The organism is Hymenobacter glaciei (assembly GCF_039539585.1).
GTDB classification, from domain to species: Bacteria; Bacteroidota; Bacteroidia; order Cytophagales; family Hymenobacteraceae; genus Hymenobacter; species Hymenobacter glaciei.
Genome location: NZ_BAABDK010000011.1, coordinates 76338 through 94799, shown reverse-complemented (window position 1 = coordinate 94799; position 18462 = coordinate 76338). Strand labels below are relative to the sequence as shown.

At 59.9% G+C, this 18462-nt stretch carries 12 protein-coding genes and 1 pseudogene; 1 reads left to right on the top strand and 12 read right to left on the bottom strand.

Going from position 1 to position 18462, the window contains the following annotated elements; all coding sequences use genetic code 11:
* Positions 1–28: 28 nt before the first annotated feature.
* From ABD837_RS07135 to ABD837_RS07105, 7 genes are all read right to left on the bottom strand, one after another.
* Complete coding sequence (locus ABD837_RS07135) at positions 29–2017, bottom strand: glycoside hydrolase family 88 protein (protein ID WP_425554307.1); 1989 nt, start codon at positions 2015–2017, stop codon at positions 29–31.
* A 129-nt stretch (positions 2018–2146) separates the two neighbouring features.
* Complete coding sequence (locus ABD837_RS07130; protein ID WP_345052155.1) at positions 2147–4510, bottom strand: glycosyl hydrolase family 28 protein; 2364 nt, start codon at positions 4508–4510, stop codon at positions 2147–2149.
* 156 nt (positions 4511–4666) lie between these two features.
* The gene (locus tag ABD837_RS07125) at positions 4667–5482 is read right to left on the bottom strand and encodes a sensor histidine kinase (protein WP_345052153.1); all 816 of its coding nucleotides are present in this window, start codon (positions 5480–5482) and stop codon (positions 4667–4669) included.
* Entirely contained in the window at positions 5461–6165 is a 705-nt protein-coding gene (locus tag ABD837_RS07120; protein WP_345052150.1) for a hypothetical protein, read from the bottom strand. Before ABD837_RS07120 ends, ABD837_RS07125 begins: the two co-directional genes overlap by 22 nt.
* A gap of 15 nt (positions 6166–6180) precedes the next feature.
* Complete coding sequence (locus ABD837_RS07115) at positions 6181–6963, bottom strand: hypothetical protein (RefSeq protein WP_345052148.1); 783 nt, start codon at positions 6961–6963, stop codon at positions 6181–6183.
* Between the two features lie 305 nt (positions 6964–7268).
* Positions 7269–8201, bottom strand: a complete 933-nt coding sequence (locus ABD837_RS07110; protein WP_345052145.1) for a T9SS type A sorting domain-containing protein — start codon at positions 8199–8201, stop codon at positions 7269–7271.
* Between the two features lie 309 nt (positions 8202–8510).
* A complete protein-coding gene (locus ABD837_RS07105) occupies positions 8511–11255 on the bottom strand; it encodes an alpha-L-rhamnosidase-related protein (protein ID WP_345052142.1) in 2745 nt (914 codons plus the stop codon).
* Between the two features lie 119 nt (positions 11256–11374).
* On the opposite strand from ABD837_RS07105, the pseudogene ABD837_RS07100 reads away from it, so the two are divergent.
* A pseudogene (locus tag ABD837_RS07100) lies at positions 11375–11809 on the top strand (DUF4174 domain-containing protein).
* Positions 11810–11878: 69 nt separating this feature from the next.
* Here the strand turns inward: ABD837_RS07100 and ABD837_RS07095 are convergent.
* The 5 genes from ABD837_RS07095 to galK form a co-directional block, all read right to left on the bottom strand.
* Positions 11879–13798: a DUF294 nucleotidyltransferase-like domain-containing protein gene (locus ABD837_RS07095; RefSeq protein WP_345052139.1), complete on the bottom strand. Its 1920-nt coding sequence runs from the start codon at positions 13796–13798 to the stop codon at positions 11879–11881.
* A 181-nt stretch (positions 13799–13979) separates the two neighbouring features.
* Positions 13980–14696, bottom strand: a complete 717-nt coding sequence (locus ABD837_RS07090) for a 3'-5' exonuclease (protein WP_345052138.1) — start codon at positions 14694–14696, stop codon at positions 13980–13982.
* Positions 14697–14828: 132 nt separating this feature from the next.
* Positions 14829–15860, bottom strand: a complete 1032-nt coding sequence (locus ABD837_RS07085) for a LacI family DNA-binding transcriptional regulator (RefSeq protein ID WP_345052136.1) — start codon at positions 15858–15860, stop codon at positions 14829–14831.
* Positions 15861–16028: 168 nt separating this feature from the next.
* Positions 16029–17078 (bottom strand): UDP-glucose--hexose-1-phosphate uridylyltransferase, encoded by a 1050-nt coding sequence (locus ABD837_RS07080; RefSeq protein WP_345052134.1) that lies wholly within the window; start codon positions 17076–17078, stop codon positions 16029–16031.
* A 106-nt stretch (positions 17079–17184) separates the two neighbouring features.
* Positions 17185–18345 carry a galactokinase gene (gene galK / locus ABD837_RS07075; protein WP_345052131.1) on the bottom strand — a complete coding sequence of 387 codons (1161 nt, stop codon included), beginning with the start codon at positions 18343–18345 and terminating at the stop codon, positions 17185–17187.
* Between the last annotated feature and the right edge of the window lie 117 nt (positions 18346–18462).

Sequence of the window (18462 nt, the reverse complement as noted above, 5' to 3'; positions counted from 1 at the left end):
CACTGCGTTCAGCATGACAAAACTTTCTTTACTTCCCCAGCAACCAGCGGCCCAAGTCCTTGCCGGCCTGGAAATTCGGGAACGAGGCCGGAATCTTGCGACCGTCCATGTACTCGTTATACAGCCACGGGTCGCCGAGGACGAACACTTTGCCCTTGCCTAGCCGCGCCGTGGCCATGATGACTTTGCCGTTGTTCGTAACCAGCGCCTGGGCAGGCGCGGCCACGCTCAGCACGGCCACTTCCTTGATGTAGGCAGAAGTAGCCTTTTTGAAAACGGCATTGCCCGGTGTCAAATCGACCCGGCCCTGCTCGAAACGGCTACCCTGCACCATGTTCACGCTCTGCGAAGTGAACTGCACCCCAAAATTTTGGGCCAATTTGTTGAAGTGCCGGATTTCGCAGTTGGCGGTGTCGTTGGCAAGCAGCACCAAGGTACCGCCGCCGCGTACCCATTCGGTAATCACCTTGCTGTCGGCGTCCTTGATGTAGTTGGGCTGGGGCGACTCCTTGCGCGTATCGGGGTCGACGATAACGTACACGCTCAAGGGCTTGAGGCTGGCGGTGGTGGGCGCTTCGGTTACGGCCACGGTGCGAGCGCCCAGCTCACGCAATTGGTTGCCCCACAGCCAGAAACCACCGTGGGTGCGCTCCTCCCAAGTGTAGTGCCATTGCTCGGGCTCGCCCGAGAAAGTGTTTTTGCGGGTTTCGTGGTTAAAATAGTAGTCGAGCCCCACTTTCAGCTCTTTGGGGGGTAGTCCATCTTTCTTTAGCTTGATGGGGATGGCTTCGGCCGCTATTTCCATTTCGGTGCTGGCCAGAATGAAGGGACCGACCCCTTTTAAGTCATTCTTGCGCAGGGGTTCGCTGAGGTAATACTCATAGCTGCCGTCGCGGTAGGGCTTGCCGCCCAGCCCGCCCACGCTCACCGTGCCAACCAAGGATACTGCGCCCTTCGTTGAGGTTTCCAGAAAGGAAGTAATGACGCCGTAGTAGCCTTTACGGGCCACTGCAAAGTATTTTTTATCGATGTAGCCCAGGCGGACGCCTTTGGCCAGCGCATACACAAACATGCTGCTGCCCGAGGCCTCGCCGTAGTTGCCTTTGCGGCCTTCCTCGCCCATCACCAGGTTCCAAGTGCCGGTTTTAACGTCCTGGTACTTGGCCAGCACGGGGGCCAGCCGCTGCAGCGCGTTGATGAGCACGGGCCGCTGCGGATGGTTTTCGGGGAAATAGTCGAGCACATCAACCAGCGCCATGGCGTACCAGCCAATGCCGCGGTCCCAGAAGTGGGGGCTCTGGCCGGTGGTTTTGCTGGCCCAGGCCTGCTCGCGGCTTTCGTCGTAGCCGTGGTAAAGCAAGCCGGTTTTAGGGTCCACCAACCGCTTTTCAATCAGCTCGAATTGCTTGGCCACATCGTCGAGGCCGGCGGGTTGGTTGAAGAGGCGGCTGTACTCGGCATAGAACGGCCCGGCCATGTACAAGCCATCGAGCCACATCTGGTCGGGGTAGATTTTCTTGTGCCAGAAGCCGCCTTCGTTGGTGCGCGGCTGGGTGTCGAGCTGTTTGCGCAGCAATTGCGCGGCCTTGGTATACTTCTCCTGGTTTGGGCCCGACACCTGGGCCAGCAGCAGCAGGGCATGGCCGGTGGTCAGGTTATCGAGTTGGTATTCGTCGGCTTTGTAGGTGCGAATGGTGCCATCCTTGCGCACGTACTGGTCGAGGTCCTTCTGAATGTAGGTGAAGTATTTCGCATCGCCGGTGCGCTGCCACACCCGCTCCAGGGCCTTCAGCATCAGGCCCTGCTCGTAATCCCAACGGGCCGTTTTGCGCGAGCCGATGACGATGGAATCCGGGTGCCAGCTCATGAAGGCATCGGCCATGCGCTGCGAGTACGGGACCAGCAGCGCGGCCTGGGCGGCAGTGGTTGGCGCTGGGGTGGTTGGGGCCGAAGTGGTTTGCGCATCAGCAGTTTGGGCGAGCAGGACCAGCAGCGGCAAAAAAAGTCGTTTCATCATACAATACGGAAATAGCCGAACGTCATGTCGAGCGCAGCCGGGGCACTTCGCGTGGGGTAGTAATTGAATTACCCTGGCACGCGAGATGGCTCGGCTGCGCTCAACATGACGTTCCTGTATCAAAAATAACTACCGCGTGGCTAGTGTCACGGTTTTCTTTGCCATTTTCGGGCCCAGCTCAACGCCGCGCTTGGCCTTTTTCGTATCGGTATTGGTCAATCGAATGTCTTTGCTGCGGTCACCGGTCACGCGCAGAAGCAGTTCGGCTCCCTCCGCGTAGCGGATGCCATCGAGGATAATATTATGGCTATTCTGCACCTCGAGCACGGGTGCGGTATCGGCCGAGAGCAAGGTGACGTTCTTGAGGCGAATGTTTTCGGCTTCCTGGCACACGAGGCCCTTCTTGCTTTCGATAACGGCGTTTTCGATGCTAATGTCCTTGATACTCATCTCGGGCAGGCCACGCACCAGAATGCCAGTGGTGGCACCCTTGCAGGTAATATTGCTGATGCGAAAGCCCTTGAACTGCGGCGTGCCTTCGTTTAGGGGCTGCGCAGCGATGACGGGCGGGGCGGTGCTTTCGCCGGCCAGCGGCACGGGGTCTTTGGCCGCGTAATACATGTCGAACAGCACAGCCTCGCCGGCAATGTCGGTCATGTCGATGCCATCAACAAAAATGTTTTCGACCACGCCGCCGCGGCCGCGGGCCGTTTTGAAGCGCAGGCCCACGTCGGTGCCCATAAACGTGCAGTTGCTCACGTAGAGGTTGCGCACGCCGCCCGACATTTCCGAGCCAATTACGAAGCCACCGTGGGCGTGGTACACCCGGCAGTCGCGGATGATGAAGTTTTCGGTGGGCACGCCGCGCTTGCGGCCTTCCGCGTCGCGGCCCGATTTGATGCACAAGCCGTCGTCGCCCACGTCGAACGTGCAGCCCTCAATCAAACCGTTGCGACACGATTCGATGTCGATGGCATCGGTGTTCTGGCCATACCAGGGGTTGCGGGCCGTCACGCGGCGCACCGTCAGGTTTTCGCACAGCAGCGGGTGGATGGTCCAGGCCGGGGAGTTTTGAATGACGAAGTCCTCCAGTAGAATCTGCTTGCAGCGCGTGAGGCTAAGCATGTTGGGCCGTAGAAAATCACGGATGTCATCAAACGCCGTGGGGTCGAGGCTTTTGCGAGGGGTAGCGGCCGTGGCCAGTTGGTTGCCCTTCAGCGAGCCGGCCGAAGGGTACCAGTAGTCCTTTTTGTCGCTGAGCACGCCGCCCGAAGCTACCAGCTTCTGCCACTGCGTTTCGTTGAGCTTGTTCTTCTTCACTGGGCGCCAGGCGTCGCCGGCCCCATCAAAGGTGCCGTTGCCGGTGATGGCAATGTTCGTGAGGTCCACGCCCGAAATTGGGGCCTGGCTGCGAATAGCCTCCTCCCCTTCCCAGGTGGTTTTGATGAGCGGGTACTGGCTGCGGTCGGCCGTAAACTGCACCAGCGCGCCGGTGGTCAGGTGCAGGTTCACGTTGCTCTGCAGGGCGATGGGGCCCGTGAGCCACAGGCCGCGCGGCACCAGCACGGTGCCGCCGCCCACTGCGCAGGCCGCAATGGCCTTGCGGAACGCCTCGGTGTTCAGGGTCTGGCCGTCGGCCACGCCGCCGTACTTGGCCAGGTTGAAGGTGTCTTTTTTGAAAGCGGTTTGCAGCACAACGGGTAGGTCGGCCGTCAGCTTGCCAGCATAGGCCGTGTGGCTGAGGTGGCTGGCAAGGGCCAGGTGCTGGGCCTGTATTTGCTGGGCCACCAGCTGGGCCACGCGGGTGGCACCGTATTCCGAGAAGTGGGTGTTGTCGTTTTTAGCCGGCGGCACGGGGTTTTGCTGGTAGTAGCCGTTCTGGTAGCTCCAGAACAGCGGCCGCGTACCCGCTTCTCCAAGCTGCAAGTACATAGCCCAGCTTTGCTCGTGCAGGTCAATCAGCGGCACCTTTTGGGCTTTGGCTACCTCGCGCACCACGCCGGGGTATTCGCCGTGGTCGTCCCTGCGCTTGCCGGCCTCGTCGAAATAGCGGCGGCCCACTGGTGTCAGCAGCACGGGGTTGGCGCCTTTAGCTTTGGCTTCGAGCACGAACTTGGTGAGGAGCTGGCGGTACAGCGTCTGGGCCGGAGCCGAGCGGGTGCTGTCCTCGGTTTTCGAGTCGTTGTGGCCGAACTGGATGAACACCCAGTCGCCGGGCTTCAGGGCCTCGAGCACCTTGGTCCAGCGGCCCTCGCGGTAGAAGCTTTTGGTGCTGCGCCCGTTCACGGCCGTGTTGCGAATCACCACCCCGTTGTCGAAGTACTGGCCGAACTCCATGCCCCAGCCGCGCTCGGGCTTGCTCAGGTCGGGCTTATCGGCCATGGTCGAGTCGCCAACCAGGAAAAGCTGCGTGGGCGGCGCGGCGGCCGGCCGAAATGCCGTGGCCAGCAGCGCCGAGAGGCCCGCCAGCAGCAGCGTGGCACTTGTTTTCATCACTATCAAAGCCGGTTAAGTCAGTTGCACAAGGTGGGCCGGCCGCGTGGCTGGCCCCAACAATATTACCCCCAACCAACCGCGAAAGCTGCCCAAAAGGCCTTTCAGCACCCGCTTTATTTGCGCAATCGTTGCCGGGAACGTTGGCACCCGCGCCTACAATTCCACCGCCTGATGGTTGAGTTCGACGTGGGTGCTCGTGCCCTGGCCGGGGGCGGTGCGTTGCACCAGCCGGGCTCCCAGCAACTGCACCCGCGCATCGATGCTGCGCAGGCCAACCCCGGCCCCAGCCAGGGTAGCTGCCCCGGAATGCTCGGGCACAAAGCCGCAGCCATCATCCTCCACGGCCAATACGAGCTTGGTTTTGGCCTGGTGCAGGCCAATGCGCAGGTTGGTGGCTCCGTGCGCGTGCTTGAGGGCATTGTGCACCAGCTCCTGGCAGATGCGGTAGAGGGCCAGCTCGGCAGCCGGCGGCAGCGCGTGCGGGTAATGGGCCTCAAAGTGCACCGCCAGGGTTTCGGAATGGCGGCTAAGGTCGGCCAGCCGCTCCAGGGCCTTCACCAGGCCCACCAGGGCCAGGCTGGCCGGGTACAGCTGGTGGGAAGTGCTGCGCACATCGGCCACGGCGGCGCCCAGCACCTCGCGCGCCAGCCCAAACAGGGCGGCGGGGTCATCGGCAGTATCGTGGGTGGCGAGGCGCTCGATGAGCATTTGGGCCATGGCCACCGACGAGGCTACGTCGTCGTGCAGGTCGCGGCCAATGCGGGCACGCTCGGCCTCCTGTGCGTCGATAACTGCTGCCAGCAGGGCTTGCTGATGGGCTGCTTCGACTGCCCGCTGGGCCAGCTGCTGGCGGTAGAGGCGCTGCTGGTAGCTCACCACAAACCATACAAACGCCCCTGCCACCAGCACCATCAGGCCAATGCCGCCCAACAACAGGGGCGCGAAGGTTACTTCTGCGGGCGCAACCATAAAGCCCGAAGGTAACAGAAGTAAAGTACGAGGGTCAACATACCATTAATCGTCCACACCAGCAGGCTCAGGTTTTGAGAATAATGCTCTAGAATGAAATTGCTGAACAACGCAATCAGTAGCTTGCTAAGGGAGTAAATAACTAACCCGGCCGACACCCAAAACATCGGGTCGTGGGTAAGTACCCGTACCCGGAGTTCGTTGAGCAGTTTGCGGAAGTAAAGCATGCTCATTCCTAATATGAGCAGGGCTTCGAATACCTGCAGCGCGGGTGGGAAGCGGGCTGCTTCGCGTGAAAACGTAATCGTGAGGCCACTGCTCAGCGCCGCATAAATAACAAATACCGCCACTACCCACGGCCGAACCCGTGAGAAATTTGGCGACTGCAACGCCAGGGCAAATACCAGCGACAGCAGCCACACCTCGCCCGTTGCGTCGATGGGCATCAACCATAAGTTGGCGTGATAAAGCTTACCCAAAGTGAACGATGCCAACTCCAGAGTCAACCCAAACCAAATTAGCCCAACCAGCCACCGCAGTTCTGGGAGCAGTGTCCGAAATCGAAACAGGCCAAGCAGGCCTGCCAGCAATAATAATACCTGCTGGCATTGCCCAACCAGCACAATTAAAGAAACAGGGTCGTACTTCATGCCAGGCGACGCTTCAGCAGCAGTTACTCCCACATGTGGGACTGGTTATCAGGGCGCTGGGGGGCATGGTGTGCCCACATCGTAAGCATCGTCTCCTGCTCCAGCCTCATCTCCTACTCCGGCTTCATCTTTGGCCGAAGTGTTTACCATCCGCAGCATCAACCCGAGGGTGGCAACTGGAGCATCGATGGTGCCGTTGGAATTCAGAAAAGTGTGCAGGCCAAAACTCATTGCCAGCACCTGGTCTTTGAATTCACCCAGGCCCCGGAGCGGGTCCATCAGGTCGCTTAGGGCGAAGTTGTAGCCATGCAGCGGTTGGCCCGCACTCGTGAACAGGGCTGGGCTGGTGGGGTAGCGAACAGCATTGCCCCAATTGCCTACCCAATAGTTTGCCAGCGCAACCGGCAGCGCGTGTTTTGGCGCATCGCGGCTATACTTTGGAGCCATCGGGCCGCTATAGGCCACGGAAGTCCCAGGCTTCGAGCTCCAGTAGCGTGTGGCCAAATAATAGGAACTCAGCACGGTATCGTTGGCCCCGGCAGCGTACATAACTACCGAAAAATGCGGGTGGTTTTTCTCATCGCGCAGCACCACGAAGCGTGCCCGGATGCTTTGCACGCCTACCGCCGACACCAGCTCTACAACCTGCATCACCGGGAAATACACGGCCGGCAGGCGGTTGGCAACGCCAGAAGGCAACAGGCAGTTAGTCAGCTCGCGGCCGCCAGCCTGGCGAATGCTCCGCCATAGGTCTGCCGCGGTGTTAAACTCCGTTGGGGTAAGCACGCCAGCTACGTCGAGTTCGTGGGGCGGGCGGGAAGGTTGTTTCATAAAAGGGCAGAAAAAAGATGCGGATGGATTGGCTAAGATTTTGCAACCAACCCTGGCAAAGCTAATCCTCTCCCAGCGATATCCAATTATTGATTTTCACTGTTTTTCAGCTATAATTTTAGCGCTATTCTACCGTCCACGCGGCAACAGACTGGGTCGCGTCGGCAGCACCTAGTCTCTTGCTGGTAGCCAGAACAGCCAGCCTGGGTGGCAGCCAGACTTCCGGATGGCTTTAGGCTTAGTATAGGCAGCAAAAAGCCCCCACCGACAAAAATCGATGGGGGCTTTTTGCTGTTTGAGGGAAGTTATTTGCTCACGGTCAAACGTGTTGTCTGAACACCGAAATTGCTAACCAACCGGCAGAGGTACAGGCCTTCGGGCAACTGCTGGCTGTTGAAAGGCACCACGTTGAGCTCGCCGGCTTCGCTGTTCTTGTTGTACACGGTGGCGACCAACTTGCCCCACTGGTTGTATACCTGAAGCTGGGTCTTGCCGGGTCCGGCAGTGCGGAAGGAAAAGGCAACCTGGTCGGTAGCCGGGTTGGGCGACACGCTCAGCTCAGTTGCAACGGCTGGAGTTGCTTTGGCAGTAGCGGGCGTGGTGCAATCGCCTTGGCTATCGCCGTGGCCAATGTGGGCTGCAACAGCACTAGCTGCAACATAGATGGGGCTGCCTTTGTGGCACACCTGCACCAATGCACCGTGGGTATCGCCGTTCGAGCCCTTACCAACCGAGTAGGTAATGGTCGTTATTTCGCTACTTACTGCCACTACAGCATTGGCACCTACCGTCACGTTCACGGTATTCACGCCACCATCGACGTAGGCAGTGGTAGGAAACTGAAAGGTAGCAGTTTGGCAACCATCGCGCAGAATGCCTGCTTCTGACCAAATAGTTTCGGCCGGCGTCCCATTAAGTTTTAGAGTGATGGGTGCGGTAACATCTGTACTGAAATGTAACGTCACCGATACTGACTTTACCGACATGTTGTTAGGAATAGCCGTGGATGTGAACGACTGGTTCCCAGCGTTCCAGCCGCCGCCGCCGCCGAGCGCAGTGGGTAGTGTGCGCTCGTCATCCGACTGGGCAAAGTCAGAGTTGCACACCTGCGCGGCAGGATAGGCATAATAACGCTGTCCTGTCAGCTGCACGGTATACGACGATGTGTATAACGTGGGAGCAGCCACGGCAGCGAACTGCCCAAAGATGCCGAGCGCGAGGAAGTAAAGAGCTTTCATAAACGTGAAAAAAATAAACTGCGGACAGATAACCCTTACTGCCCAATAAAGGGTCTTGGTAAAACTCAAATTTTACCAGCGACAACACAAAGTAGAATAATATTTTTCTAAAAAAAAATATAATCTTTACAATAAATCGGATTATTTATAAATTAAACAGCATTTAAGAGCACTGCATCGTATGTTATATCAAATAAATCAAATAGTATAATCAGGTCCGGTTGAAACATCGATACATATAGTTTTATATATCTAATAGTCAGTTTATTACAACATACCCCATCAGCAGAGTGGGTTAGAAAGACCAGACTACTCTATCCGGCGCACGCGCAGGCAGTCGAGCATGGCTTGGTTCACCTCGATGTTCATGTTCTGGTTGGCGGGCTCGTAGGCCAGCCGCAGGCGGGTAGTACCCTTGCCGAGGCGCACCAGCACGGGGTTCGAGAAACCCCAGTTGCTCCATTCCTCCACGCCGCGCTGGGGCAGCACCACGGTGCCCAGCAGTTTGGGGCCGCGCCGCAGCGTGCGAATCGCGCACTTGTTGTTGGTATTGATGGGGCCGTTGCCGTTGGCGTAACGGAAATCGAGGGCATAGAGGCCCGCCTCCGGCACCGTGACAGGGATGGTCAGGGTCGTGTTTTTGGTGGTAGTGGTTTCGACGAAGCCTTTACCGGTATAGCCTTCATAAGCTTGAATGGCTTTGGGGGCTACGGTTTCGAGCTGTATCTCGAAGTCCGAATTCCAATATCCGGTTTGAATAGGCTCGCTAGCGAAGGAACTATGCCCAGTACCATCTACGGCAATGATTTGATAGAAAGCAAAGGCGTTATTGCCTATAGTGACGGGGTAGAAACCTGACTCAATAGTCGAATCAAGGGCCCCATTTTTCAGCACCCTGTATTCCTTAGCCCCTTCAACTGCACTCCATTTCAAGTGACTCAGATAACCAAGCTCCAATTGCACAGCAGGCGTTTCAGGGGCTACAACATTGGCCACGCGGTTCACAGGCTGAGCCGCTGGGACGACGCTCTGTAGCTTGATGCTAACCGAGTGCCTGCCACTGAGACTGGCCGGCACCGATGCGTCGACCAGCGGCTGCCCGTCCATGGTGATGCTGGCAATTTCGTTGCCGAATCCCTGCATCTCGATATCCAGCACCGCCTTGCGGTAGGGAAAGCCCGTGAGGCGGCGCTGGCCCTGAAACGCCTGCGGCACGAAGGGCCGGAATACCAGTTGCTCGCCCTGGTACTGGATTCCGAAGAGGACTTTGTACACCAAGCTCAGGCTGCCCGAAAGGCTCCAGAGCATGTTGCTGGAATTAATCTGGGTGCCGGCAAAGTCGCCGTTGCGGGCCACGAAGTTCTCCTTGTTGGTGAGAAACAGCGCCGCCGGCCGGTAGATGGCGGCTATGCTTTCCATCACCGAAGCTTCGTTGCCGGCCTTGGCGGCGGCCAGCGCCCAGTAGCTCTGCACGAAGGGCCACACGGCATCGTTGTGGTAAGACGGGATGCCCGGAATCTGCGGGTAGATGCAGGAAATACCGAACGGCGTGGTCGGCGTCTTGCTCACGACGGTTTGGGCCCGCTCGCCCTCGGCCACGCCAAACAGCACGCACAACGCCTCGCCGAGCGCCTCGGCTTTGGGCGAAAGCAACAGGGCCGTGCGGCCGTACAAGTACTGGCCGTAGTACCCCTTATCGGCCTGCCACAGGTGCTCGTTGATGCCGAGCTTGATGGCCTCGGCCTGACGCTTGTAAAGAGCCGCTTGGCCGGGCTGGCTCAGGCGGGCCGCCATCTGGCTCAACACCACGTTGGCCTGATAGTGCACGGCGTTGGTGCCCAGGTTCTCGCTCTGGTAAATGTCGACGGGCTGCATCCAGCGCGGGTAAGTTTGCTCGCGCCAGTCCAGAAACGACGACTCGCCGCGCACGAGGCCCGTTTTTTCGTCGTAGGCATTCTGCACGTCGTCGGCCAGGCTTTGCTTGATGATGGGGAACACCTTGCGCAGCCAGGCCAGGTCGCCGGTGGCCTGGTAAATTTCCCAGGCGGCCACGGCCCAAATCATGCGGTCGGTCGAGCACGGGTAGGCCCCGCCCGTGCCAGTGTCCTGAATGATGCGGCCATCGGGGCTCACCTTGCGCAGCAGGCTGTTCATGGCCACTTTGGGCTGCAGCGCAGCCTGCGCCAGAATGATGCTGTAGCTCACATCGCGCGTCCAGACGCCCGCCCACTCCTTGCCGGTGCGGAAAGTACTGTCGGGCTCCACAGCACGGCGGGCTTCCTCCAGGGCCAGATTGTAGAGCGCGTCGGCCAGCGGGTAGTCGGAGCTGTACTGCGGAAAATCGGCGGTATTGATGCTTTGCTGCCAGCTCGTGGCAATGGTTTTGGCGGCGGTGGGCTGGTTCAGCGTGAGGGTGGCTTCGTAGATGCCGTCGCCGTTGGCATCGGTCAGCTCCAGCTCGGGCTTGTTGGTGAGGTTGTCGAAATCCCAGCTCAGGGGCGCGGTGCCGCCAGCCACGTACACGTGCTTGAAATCCTGCTGGTAGATTTTGTCGCCCTTGAAGGTGGTGAAATAGCCGTCCTTCTTGAATGCGGCCAGCACCGGGCGCATGTCGAGCCGGATTTTAATGGGCGTATTAGGAGCCAAGTATTGGGTGGCCGCCAGGGGGGTGGCATCTTGGTAGCACTGCCCGAACACAATGGGCGGGGTTTCGATGGCCGCGCCGCCGGGCCGGGCCACGGCCAGCAGCACGTGGTTCAGGCCGGGAGCCATCTCGTTGTCCTTGCCGTTGATGCTGAACTTGAACTCAACGCGCGGGCTCAGCCGGTCGTTCACCGGGCTCACGTAGTTAGACGTCAGCTGGGTAGCCGAAAGGGCGCGGCCCTCGTGCGGGCCCTGCACCACCCTGTCGCGGTAGAGGCTGTAGGCGTCCGATTGCCAGATGGGTTTCATTACAACGGAGGTAGCAGTGATGACAGCAGGCTTGGTGGTTTGGCAGGCGTTGAGCAGGCCCAGCGTGAGCAGAAAGGCAGTGGCAAGGCGGGTTGATTTCATCGGGAAGAAGCCGCGAATAGGGCGCGGATTTGCAAATAACGCGGTTCCGGCCTGTGCCTCGCGAACGGAGCAATGCCACTACGCGTCTCTATGTCACTTCCTCGCTGCATTATTGTTCCATGAAAATTTCCGCTCTTTTCGCCGTTCCACTTCTGCTTGGTCTGTTCCTGGTCGGCTCCGCGCAAACGCCTAACCTCGTGCCGCTGGAACAAACCCTGCGCGAAAGCCGCGGCAAGAAACGCGTGCTGCTCATCGCTGCGCCCAACGCCGCGCAAGCCGATTTCAAAACGCAAAAGGCGCTGTTGGCCGCGCACCCGCAAGAATTGGCCGACCGCGACTTTCTGGTACTGGAGGTACTGTACGACTAGCTTTCGCCAATCGACCGAAACTATTTAATGCAGCACATAGGCCTCAAGCTACCCTCGTTCTGCGTCGCCCTCATCGGCAAAGACGGCGGGGTGAAGGAAAAAAGCAGGCATCCCATGCAGCCTGCCCATTTGTTCGGCACCGTGGATAAGATGGCCATGCGGCGCGAAGAAATGCGCCGGAAGTAGCCCCACCAATAGCTAAGCAGCATCGTTCAACGCCGAGACGCGAAGGGTCGCGTCTCTACAAAAACCGCTTTACCCCAGCGACTTCGTAAAGCCAACTTTAATCTTGAGCTGGAAATCGGTGATAACCTTGAATATCTCTTTCAGCGTCACTTGCTCGACTTTGGTCAGGGTACTGGGGTCGAGGTAATTGTCCGGCGCGGTGTGGTCGCGGATGATTTGGGCAGCCTGCTTTTTCAGGCGCACGCCCATCAGGTAATAGTAGGCCTGCAGCAGTTCCTGGGTTTCGCGCTCCGTGAATTCGCCTTGGGCGCGCAAGGCGTCGAGGCGCTCGCCGGTGTTGGTGGCGAAAATGCGGTGCTTGAGGGCGTACATGCGCACCAGGTCGACGATGGGCGACATGGTTTTCTTCAGGTTGAACACCTGCTGGTCGCCGTGGGCAAAAGTGCGGATGTTGCGGAAGAACGTGAGGGGCGGCTCGTACTGCAGGGCGTTCACGGCGAGGTAATGAAAGAACCGGTCGGTGGGTTTTTCCAGCTCCAGGGCCAGGAATTCGTGCAGCTCGTCCATGATAGTGGCGTCGCCGTAGAGGTAGCGGCAGTCGAAGGAGGCGGCGAACTGCATGCCCGTTTCGGGGTTGGCGTCGCTCATCCACTCCACGTAGTTGCGCTTCCAGTGCGAGAGCGAGTGCGTCCACTTCGGGTTTTTGGCCATGAAGCCGCCGTCGCAATAGCTGAACCCAATTTCGTTGAGTTGGTCGCTCACCATGCCGGCGAATTTCACGAAGTAGTCGCGCACCAATTCGCGTTGCTCGTTGGCCTTGTCTTCGTAGATAATGGCGTTGTCCTGGTCCGTGAGCAGGGTTTGCTCCTTGCGGCCCTCGCTGCCCAACACCATGTACACGAAGCGCGCCGGCGGCGGGCCCAGCTCGGCAATCGCGCCCTCAATCAGCTTCAGCGCAATGGTATCCGACACCGTGGTAATAACCTGATTCACGATTTCAGGCTTCACGCCGCGGTTCAGCAGCTGGTACACCATTTCGGGCACCTGCTCCCAGCGGCGGCGCAGCTCGGGCACGGCCTGCGCCTGCTTCACCGACTGGATGAAGATAAACGGCGACTGGGCCTGGTCATCGGTCAGCAGCTTGTTGCGGCTGATGAAGCCCACGTACTCGCCATCGGTTTCGACCAGCAAATAGCGCGTCTTCGTCCGAAACATCAGCAAAATGGCCTCATACACAAAGGCCCGCGAGCTAATGCTGACCACCGGCGCATCCACAATGGTTTCGACCGGCAGGCGGGCATCGGCCAGGCCGGCCACCACTTTGTCGCGCAGGGTAATGTCCGTGACGTAGCCGATAACCTGGCCGTCGACGTCGGCATCGGTGATGAAGTAGCAGCTGGTGCGGGCGGTGGCCATGCGCTGGGCCACCTCGCAAATGGGCACGTAGGCCGCGCACAGCAGCACCGGTCGCAACTCCAGCGTCTCGATGCGGCGCGAAAACAGCTGGTCCGATGCCAAGTAGCTGGAGCTGGAACTGCCGCCCGTAGCGGGGCGCACGAAGTTGGCGTACTCCTCGTCGAGCATGCGCCGCCCGTAGCGCGCCGTGAAGAAGTGGAAGAAGCTTTCGTAGCCCTGGCATAGCGCCAGAAACTCGCGCCGGTGCAGGAAGTATACGCGGGTGTCGCGCTTGGCCACCACGGTGCGCAGCGAGCGTTTCTTGTTCAGCAACAACGAGATGCCGCCGTAGCACTCGCCGCGCCGGGTGTATTCCACCACGCGCCGGTGCTGCTGGCTGTCGTAAAAAAACGTTTCGTACTCGCCCTGCACGATGATGTCGAGCCCACGCAGCTTGGTTTCGTCCTGCAGATAGATGGTGGCCTCGCGCGGCTGGTGCACCTCCTGCAAGCCCTCGGCAACTTCAGCCAGCACATCGTCGGGCAGCAAGTCGAAGGGAGCCACGGTGCGGAGAAAATCGAGTTTATCGGACATAGGTAGGCGGGGTAGTGAGTAGTGAGTAGTGAGTAGTGAGTAAAAGGAACGTCATGCTGAGCGCAGCCGAAGCATCTCTACCGCTTCGTTGCAGTCAGCATTGATTACTTGCGCGGTAGAACTGCTTCGGCTGCGCTCAGCATGACGTTCATTCATTGCGTTTTCCATATCTGTTCACCCCTCACCCAATCAGCAGAAACGCCAGCAGCACGAGCAGCACGGTGGCCACCAGCAGCCACGGGGCCACGCCAATCCGGAGCCGCTGGCTAGCCGGCATCGGTTGCTGCAGCCCCACCGGCGGCCCTTGCTGGCGCATGATTTCATCCGTCACAATGCCTTGGCGCTGCATTTCGAAGAAGCAGCGCGCTGCGGCATAGGCATCAGCGAGGGCGTCGTGCTCGCGGGGCTGGTCCTCCTTGAAAAGCCGTTGGTGAAGCTCGCCCAGCCGCAGGAAGCCCTGCGATGAGTGCCTCAATAGCGGCCCGGTGGCGCGCATTGTGCAAAACGTGGGCAGCCCCAGCATCGGGTTGGTGAGGCCGGCGCGGTGAAACCCTACTCCTACCATGTGGTAGTCGAGCTGCATGAAATGGGCCACCACCTGCGGTTGATAATGCAGCAGGTCGCGGTGCAGGGCCTGCATCACGGCGTGGCGCGACTCGCCATGCGTCCGCAGGAATTCCAGCGTGAGGCCGTGCACGCTGCCGGAAGCCGGGTCGAGGTCGTAGTCGTTGGGCTGGATGTAGTGGTTTTCGGCCTTCACCTCTTCGCCGGCGCGGGTGTACACCACCCAGGCCAGCTGCGCAATGTGCGGCCAGTTGCCCCGCGCAGCATACGGCTTGTTCCAGTCGCGCGGGATGCCCGAGGTCTCGGTATCGACGAACAGGAGGTAGTCTTTCACTGAATTGGAAGAACGTCATGCCGAGCGCAGCCGAGGCATCTCGCGTGCCACCACTAACTCTTTTCAACGATTGGATTACTACCCCACGCGAGATGCCTCGGCTGCGCTCGGCATGACGTTCAATTAGTAACGTTACTTCTTCCCTTTCATCGACGACTCGCGCTTCATTAGGCGCGGCTGGATGACGACTTTGCGCGGGGCCACGGCTACGTCGCCGGTGTCGTGCACCATTTCCATGAGCAGCTGCATGGCAGCGCGGCCCATTTCCTCGGGGCACTGGTCGACCGAGGTGAGGTTGGGCTCGGTGAGCGAGCAGAAGCTTTCGTTGCTGTAGCCGGCCAGCGCCACATCCTGCGGAATGCGCAGGCCGCGCTCTTTGAGCACGCGCATGGCCCCGGCAATGGAAAAGTCACTAGCCGAGAAGATGGCATCGGGCGGAGTCGGCAAGGCCAGCAACTGCTCCATGCCGGCGCGGCCGTCGGCCTCCCACATGTCGCTGAACAGCACCAATTCGTCCTCTACCTCCATGCCGAATTCTTGCAGGGCCTGGCGGTAGCCGCCGAAGCGGTTGATGTAAATCTGGAGGTGCTGGGGGCCGCCGAAGTGGGCAATGCGCCGGCAGCCCTGCTCCAGCAGGTGCTTCGTGGATTGGTAGCCGCCCTGGAAGTCGTCGAGCTCTACCGCGTTCAGTTCGGGGCTGTCCACGATGCGGTCGAAAAACACCAGCGGAATGCCGCGCTTCTCGATTTTATCGAAGTGGCTGAAATCGTGCGTGGGCCGGGCTACGGATACCAAAATGCCGTCGACCTGCGCATTTATCATCGTCACCACGTTCTTTTGCTCCTGCTCGTAGTCCTCGTTCGACTGGCAGAGCAGCACGTTGAAGCCAGCGCGGTTGGCCACCGACTCGGCCCCCTTCATCACCTGCGAGAAGAAGTGGCCATCGATGTGGGGCACAATCACACCCAGCGTGTTGCTGTGGCCTTTGCGCAGGGCGGCGGCCAGGTGGTTGGGCTGGTAGTTGAGCTGCTCGGCCAGGGCCTGCACCCGGTCGCGGGTGGCTTTGCTGATGCGCGAATGCCCGCTCAGGGCCCGCGAAACCGTCGACACGGCCAGGTTCAGCTCCTTGGCGATATCTGAAATGGAGGCTCTTTTTTGCGACAAAGCGGTGAGATGTTGATGGTGGTGGGAATCCAAATGTAGGGGCGGGCCAATGATAAACCGATGAGCCCCACCCGACGCTAGCGGCTGGCGACAGGCGCAGCGCCTGTCCAAATTTAACCGTCATGCTGAGCGCAAGAGAAGCATGACGTTCTGTTTATAGCTAGGTGCCTATTCAACCGCGCCCTTGTAATGCATTTCGGCCTGTTCGCGCAACCGCCCGGCGCTGAACTCGGGCGTGATGTCGCGCTGCGGGTCGCCGAGCATCTCGTAGCCCACCATGAACTTGCGCACGGTGGCCGAGCGCAGCAGCGGCGGATAGAAGTGCATGTGCAAGTGCCATTCGGAGTGCTCCTGGCCATCCGTCGGGCGCTGGTGCAGGCCTGACGAATACGGAAATGAGATGTTGAACAGGTTGTCGTAACGGATGGTGAGGCGGCGCAGCACGTCGGCCAGCGCGTCGCGCTCGGGCTCGCTGAGCTGGGTTACGTCCTGCACCGGACGGCGGGCGATGACGATGGTTTCGAAGGGCCACACGGCCCAGAACGGCACCAGCACCACGAAATGCTCGTTTTCGAGCACCACCCGCTCCTTTTTCTCCAGCTCGATTTTGAGGTAGTCGCTCAGCAGCGTCCGGCCGTGCTCCTGGAAGTAAGTCAGCTGCTGCACGCCTTCTTTGGCCGGTTCGCCGGGCACGGTGCGCTGGGCCCAAATCTGGCCGTGCGGGTGCGGGTTCGAGCAGCCCATTATCGGGCCCTTGTTTTCAAAAATCTGCACGTAGTTGATGTCGGGCCGCGCGCCAAGCGTGGCAAACTCACTCACCCACAAATCCACTACTTTTCGAATAGCCGGCGTGGTCATTTGCGGGAGCGTCAAATCGTGGCGCGGCGAGAAGCAGATGACGCGGCAAACGCCAGATTCGGCTTCGGCCCGCAGAAGGCCGCCTTCGTCGATACCGCCGGTGGGCACATCGGCCGTCAGCGCGCCAAAGTCGTTGTTGAACACGAAGGTGTCGGTGTACTGCGGGTTCACCTCGCCACCCACGCGAGGGTTGCCGGGGCAGAGGTAGCAGGTGGGGTCGTAGGCGGGGCGCTGGTCCTGCTCCGTTTCCTCCTGCTGGCCCTGCCAGGGCCGCTTCGAGCGGTGCGGCGACACAAGGACCCACTCGCCCGTGAGGGCATTGAAGCGACGGTGCGGGTGTTCGGTGGAATCGAAAGGCATGTTTCTGGTTGTTAGGTATTCGTTGTCAGTTGGTAGGCAGCACGCGCTGGTTATCTGAAGTCATGTAAGCATTAGCTCCTGACAATTAACAACCAGTAACTGACAACTAGATTTTCCCCACCCCATCCACAATTGTGGTCTGGTAGGTTTCCGGCCGGCGGCCGAAGCGCTGCTCATACACCGCGCTCACGCTTTCAATAAAGGCCTCCACCTTATCCGGCGCGACCAGGTTGATGGTGCAGCCACCGAAGCCGCCGCCCATCATGCGCGAGCCGAAGATGCCGGGCGCGGCCAGAGCGGCTTCGGCCAGCACGTCGAGTTCGACGCAGCTTACTTCGTAGTCGTCGCGCAGGCCGGCGTGGCTGGCGTTCATCTCGCGGCCGAAAGCGGCCAGGTCGCCGGCTTCGAGGTGGCGGCAGGCCGCTTCGACGCGGGCATTTTCCTGCACTACGTAGGAGCAGCGGCGAAAAACCGTGCCGCCCAACTCGCTGTGATGGGCTTCGAGCTGCGCCATGGTGGCATCGCGCAGGGCCATAATTTTGGGGTAGTGCTGCTGGAGCACTGCCACGCCGCGCTCGCACTCCTGCCGGCGGGTGTTGTATTCGGAAGATGCCAGGCTGTGCTTCACGCCTGAATTAACGAGCACGATGCGGCAGGCCTGGGTATCGAAGGGGAAGTACTGGTAGTCGAGCGAGCGGCAGTCGAGGCGCACAACCTGGCCGGCCCGGCCAAACACGCTGGCGAACTGGTCCATCAGGCCGCACTGCACGCCGGCGTAGGTGTGCTCGGCCAGCTGAGCCATGCGGGCGAGGTCCATTTTCTCGAAGCCGGTTTTCAGCAGCTCGTTCAGGGCGTAGGCCAGGCCACATTCCACGGCAGCGGAGGACGACATGCCCGCGCCCATGGGCACGGTGCCGGCCAGCACGCAGTCGAACCCCGGCACGGCCACGCCGCGCAGTTGGAACTGCGCCGCTACGCCCAACAGGTAGTTGGCCCAGTGCGTTTCGGTGGGGCTAATGTCGGCAGAATTGGGCAGCTCGAGGCTCTCGTTCAGGTCGTGGGCGAAGAGGCGTATTTGCTCGCCGCCGTTCAGGCCCACGGCAAACACCATCTGCTTATCGACCGCCGCTGGCAACACAAAACCGGCGTTGTAGTCGGTGTGCTCGCCAATGAGGTTGACACGGCCCGGCGCACGCACCAGCAGCGGCGCGTAGCCGTAGCGTTGTTGAAAATCGGCCTGTACGGCCTGAGCCAGGGAGTCGGACATAGGAAAACGGGAGGAAGAAGAGCGAAAAAACAGGAGGTGGTCGGCTGCCAATTACTACGCAATAAAGAGCAAGAGTGACGACCAGCACCAGGATTCTGCGGCGAAAAGTACAGCATA

Bases quoted from the DNA above. Each gene is read 5' to 3' on its own strand.
- ABD837_RS07135 (WP_425554307.1), bottom strand. From the start codon at position 2,017: ATGATGAAACGACTTTTTTTGCCGCTGCTGGTCCTGCTCGCCCAAACT.
- ABD837_RS07130 (WP_345052155.1), bottom strand. From the start codon at position 4,510: ATGAAAACAAGTGCCACGCTGCTGCTGGCGGGCCTCTCGGCGCTGCTG.
- ABD837_RS07125 (WP_345052153.1), bottom strand. From the start codon at position 5,482: ATGGTTGCGCCCGCAGAAGTAACCTTCGCGCCCCTGTTGTTGGGCGGC.
- ABD837_RS07115 (WP_345052148.1), bottom strand. From the start codon at position 6,963: ATGAAACAACCTTCCCGCCCGCCCCACGAACTCGACGTAGCTGGCGTG.
- ABD837_RS07110 (WP_345052145.1), bottom strand. From the start codon at position 8,201: ATGAAAGCTCTTTACTTCCTCGCGCTCGGCATCTTTGGGCAGTTCGCT.
- ABD837_RS07105 (WP_345052142.1), bottom strand. From the start codon at position 11,255: ATGAAATCAACCCGCCTTGCCACTGCCTTTCTGCTCACGCTGGGCCTG.
- ABD837_RS07095 (WP_345052139.1), bottom strand. From the start codon at position 13,798: ATGTCCGATAAACTCGATTTTCTCCGCACCGTGGCTCCCTTCGACTTG.
- ABD837_RS07080 (WP_345052134.1), bottom strand. From the start codon at position 17,078: ATGCCTTTCGATTCCACCGAACACCCGCACCGTCGCTTCAATGCCCTC.
- galK (WP_345052131.1), bottom strand. From the start codon at position 18,345: ATGTCCGACTCCCTGGCTCAGGCCGTACAGGCCGATTTTCAACAACGC.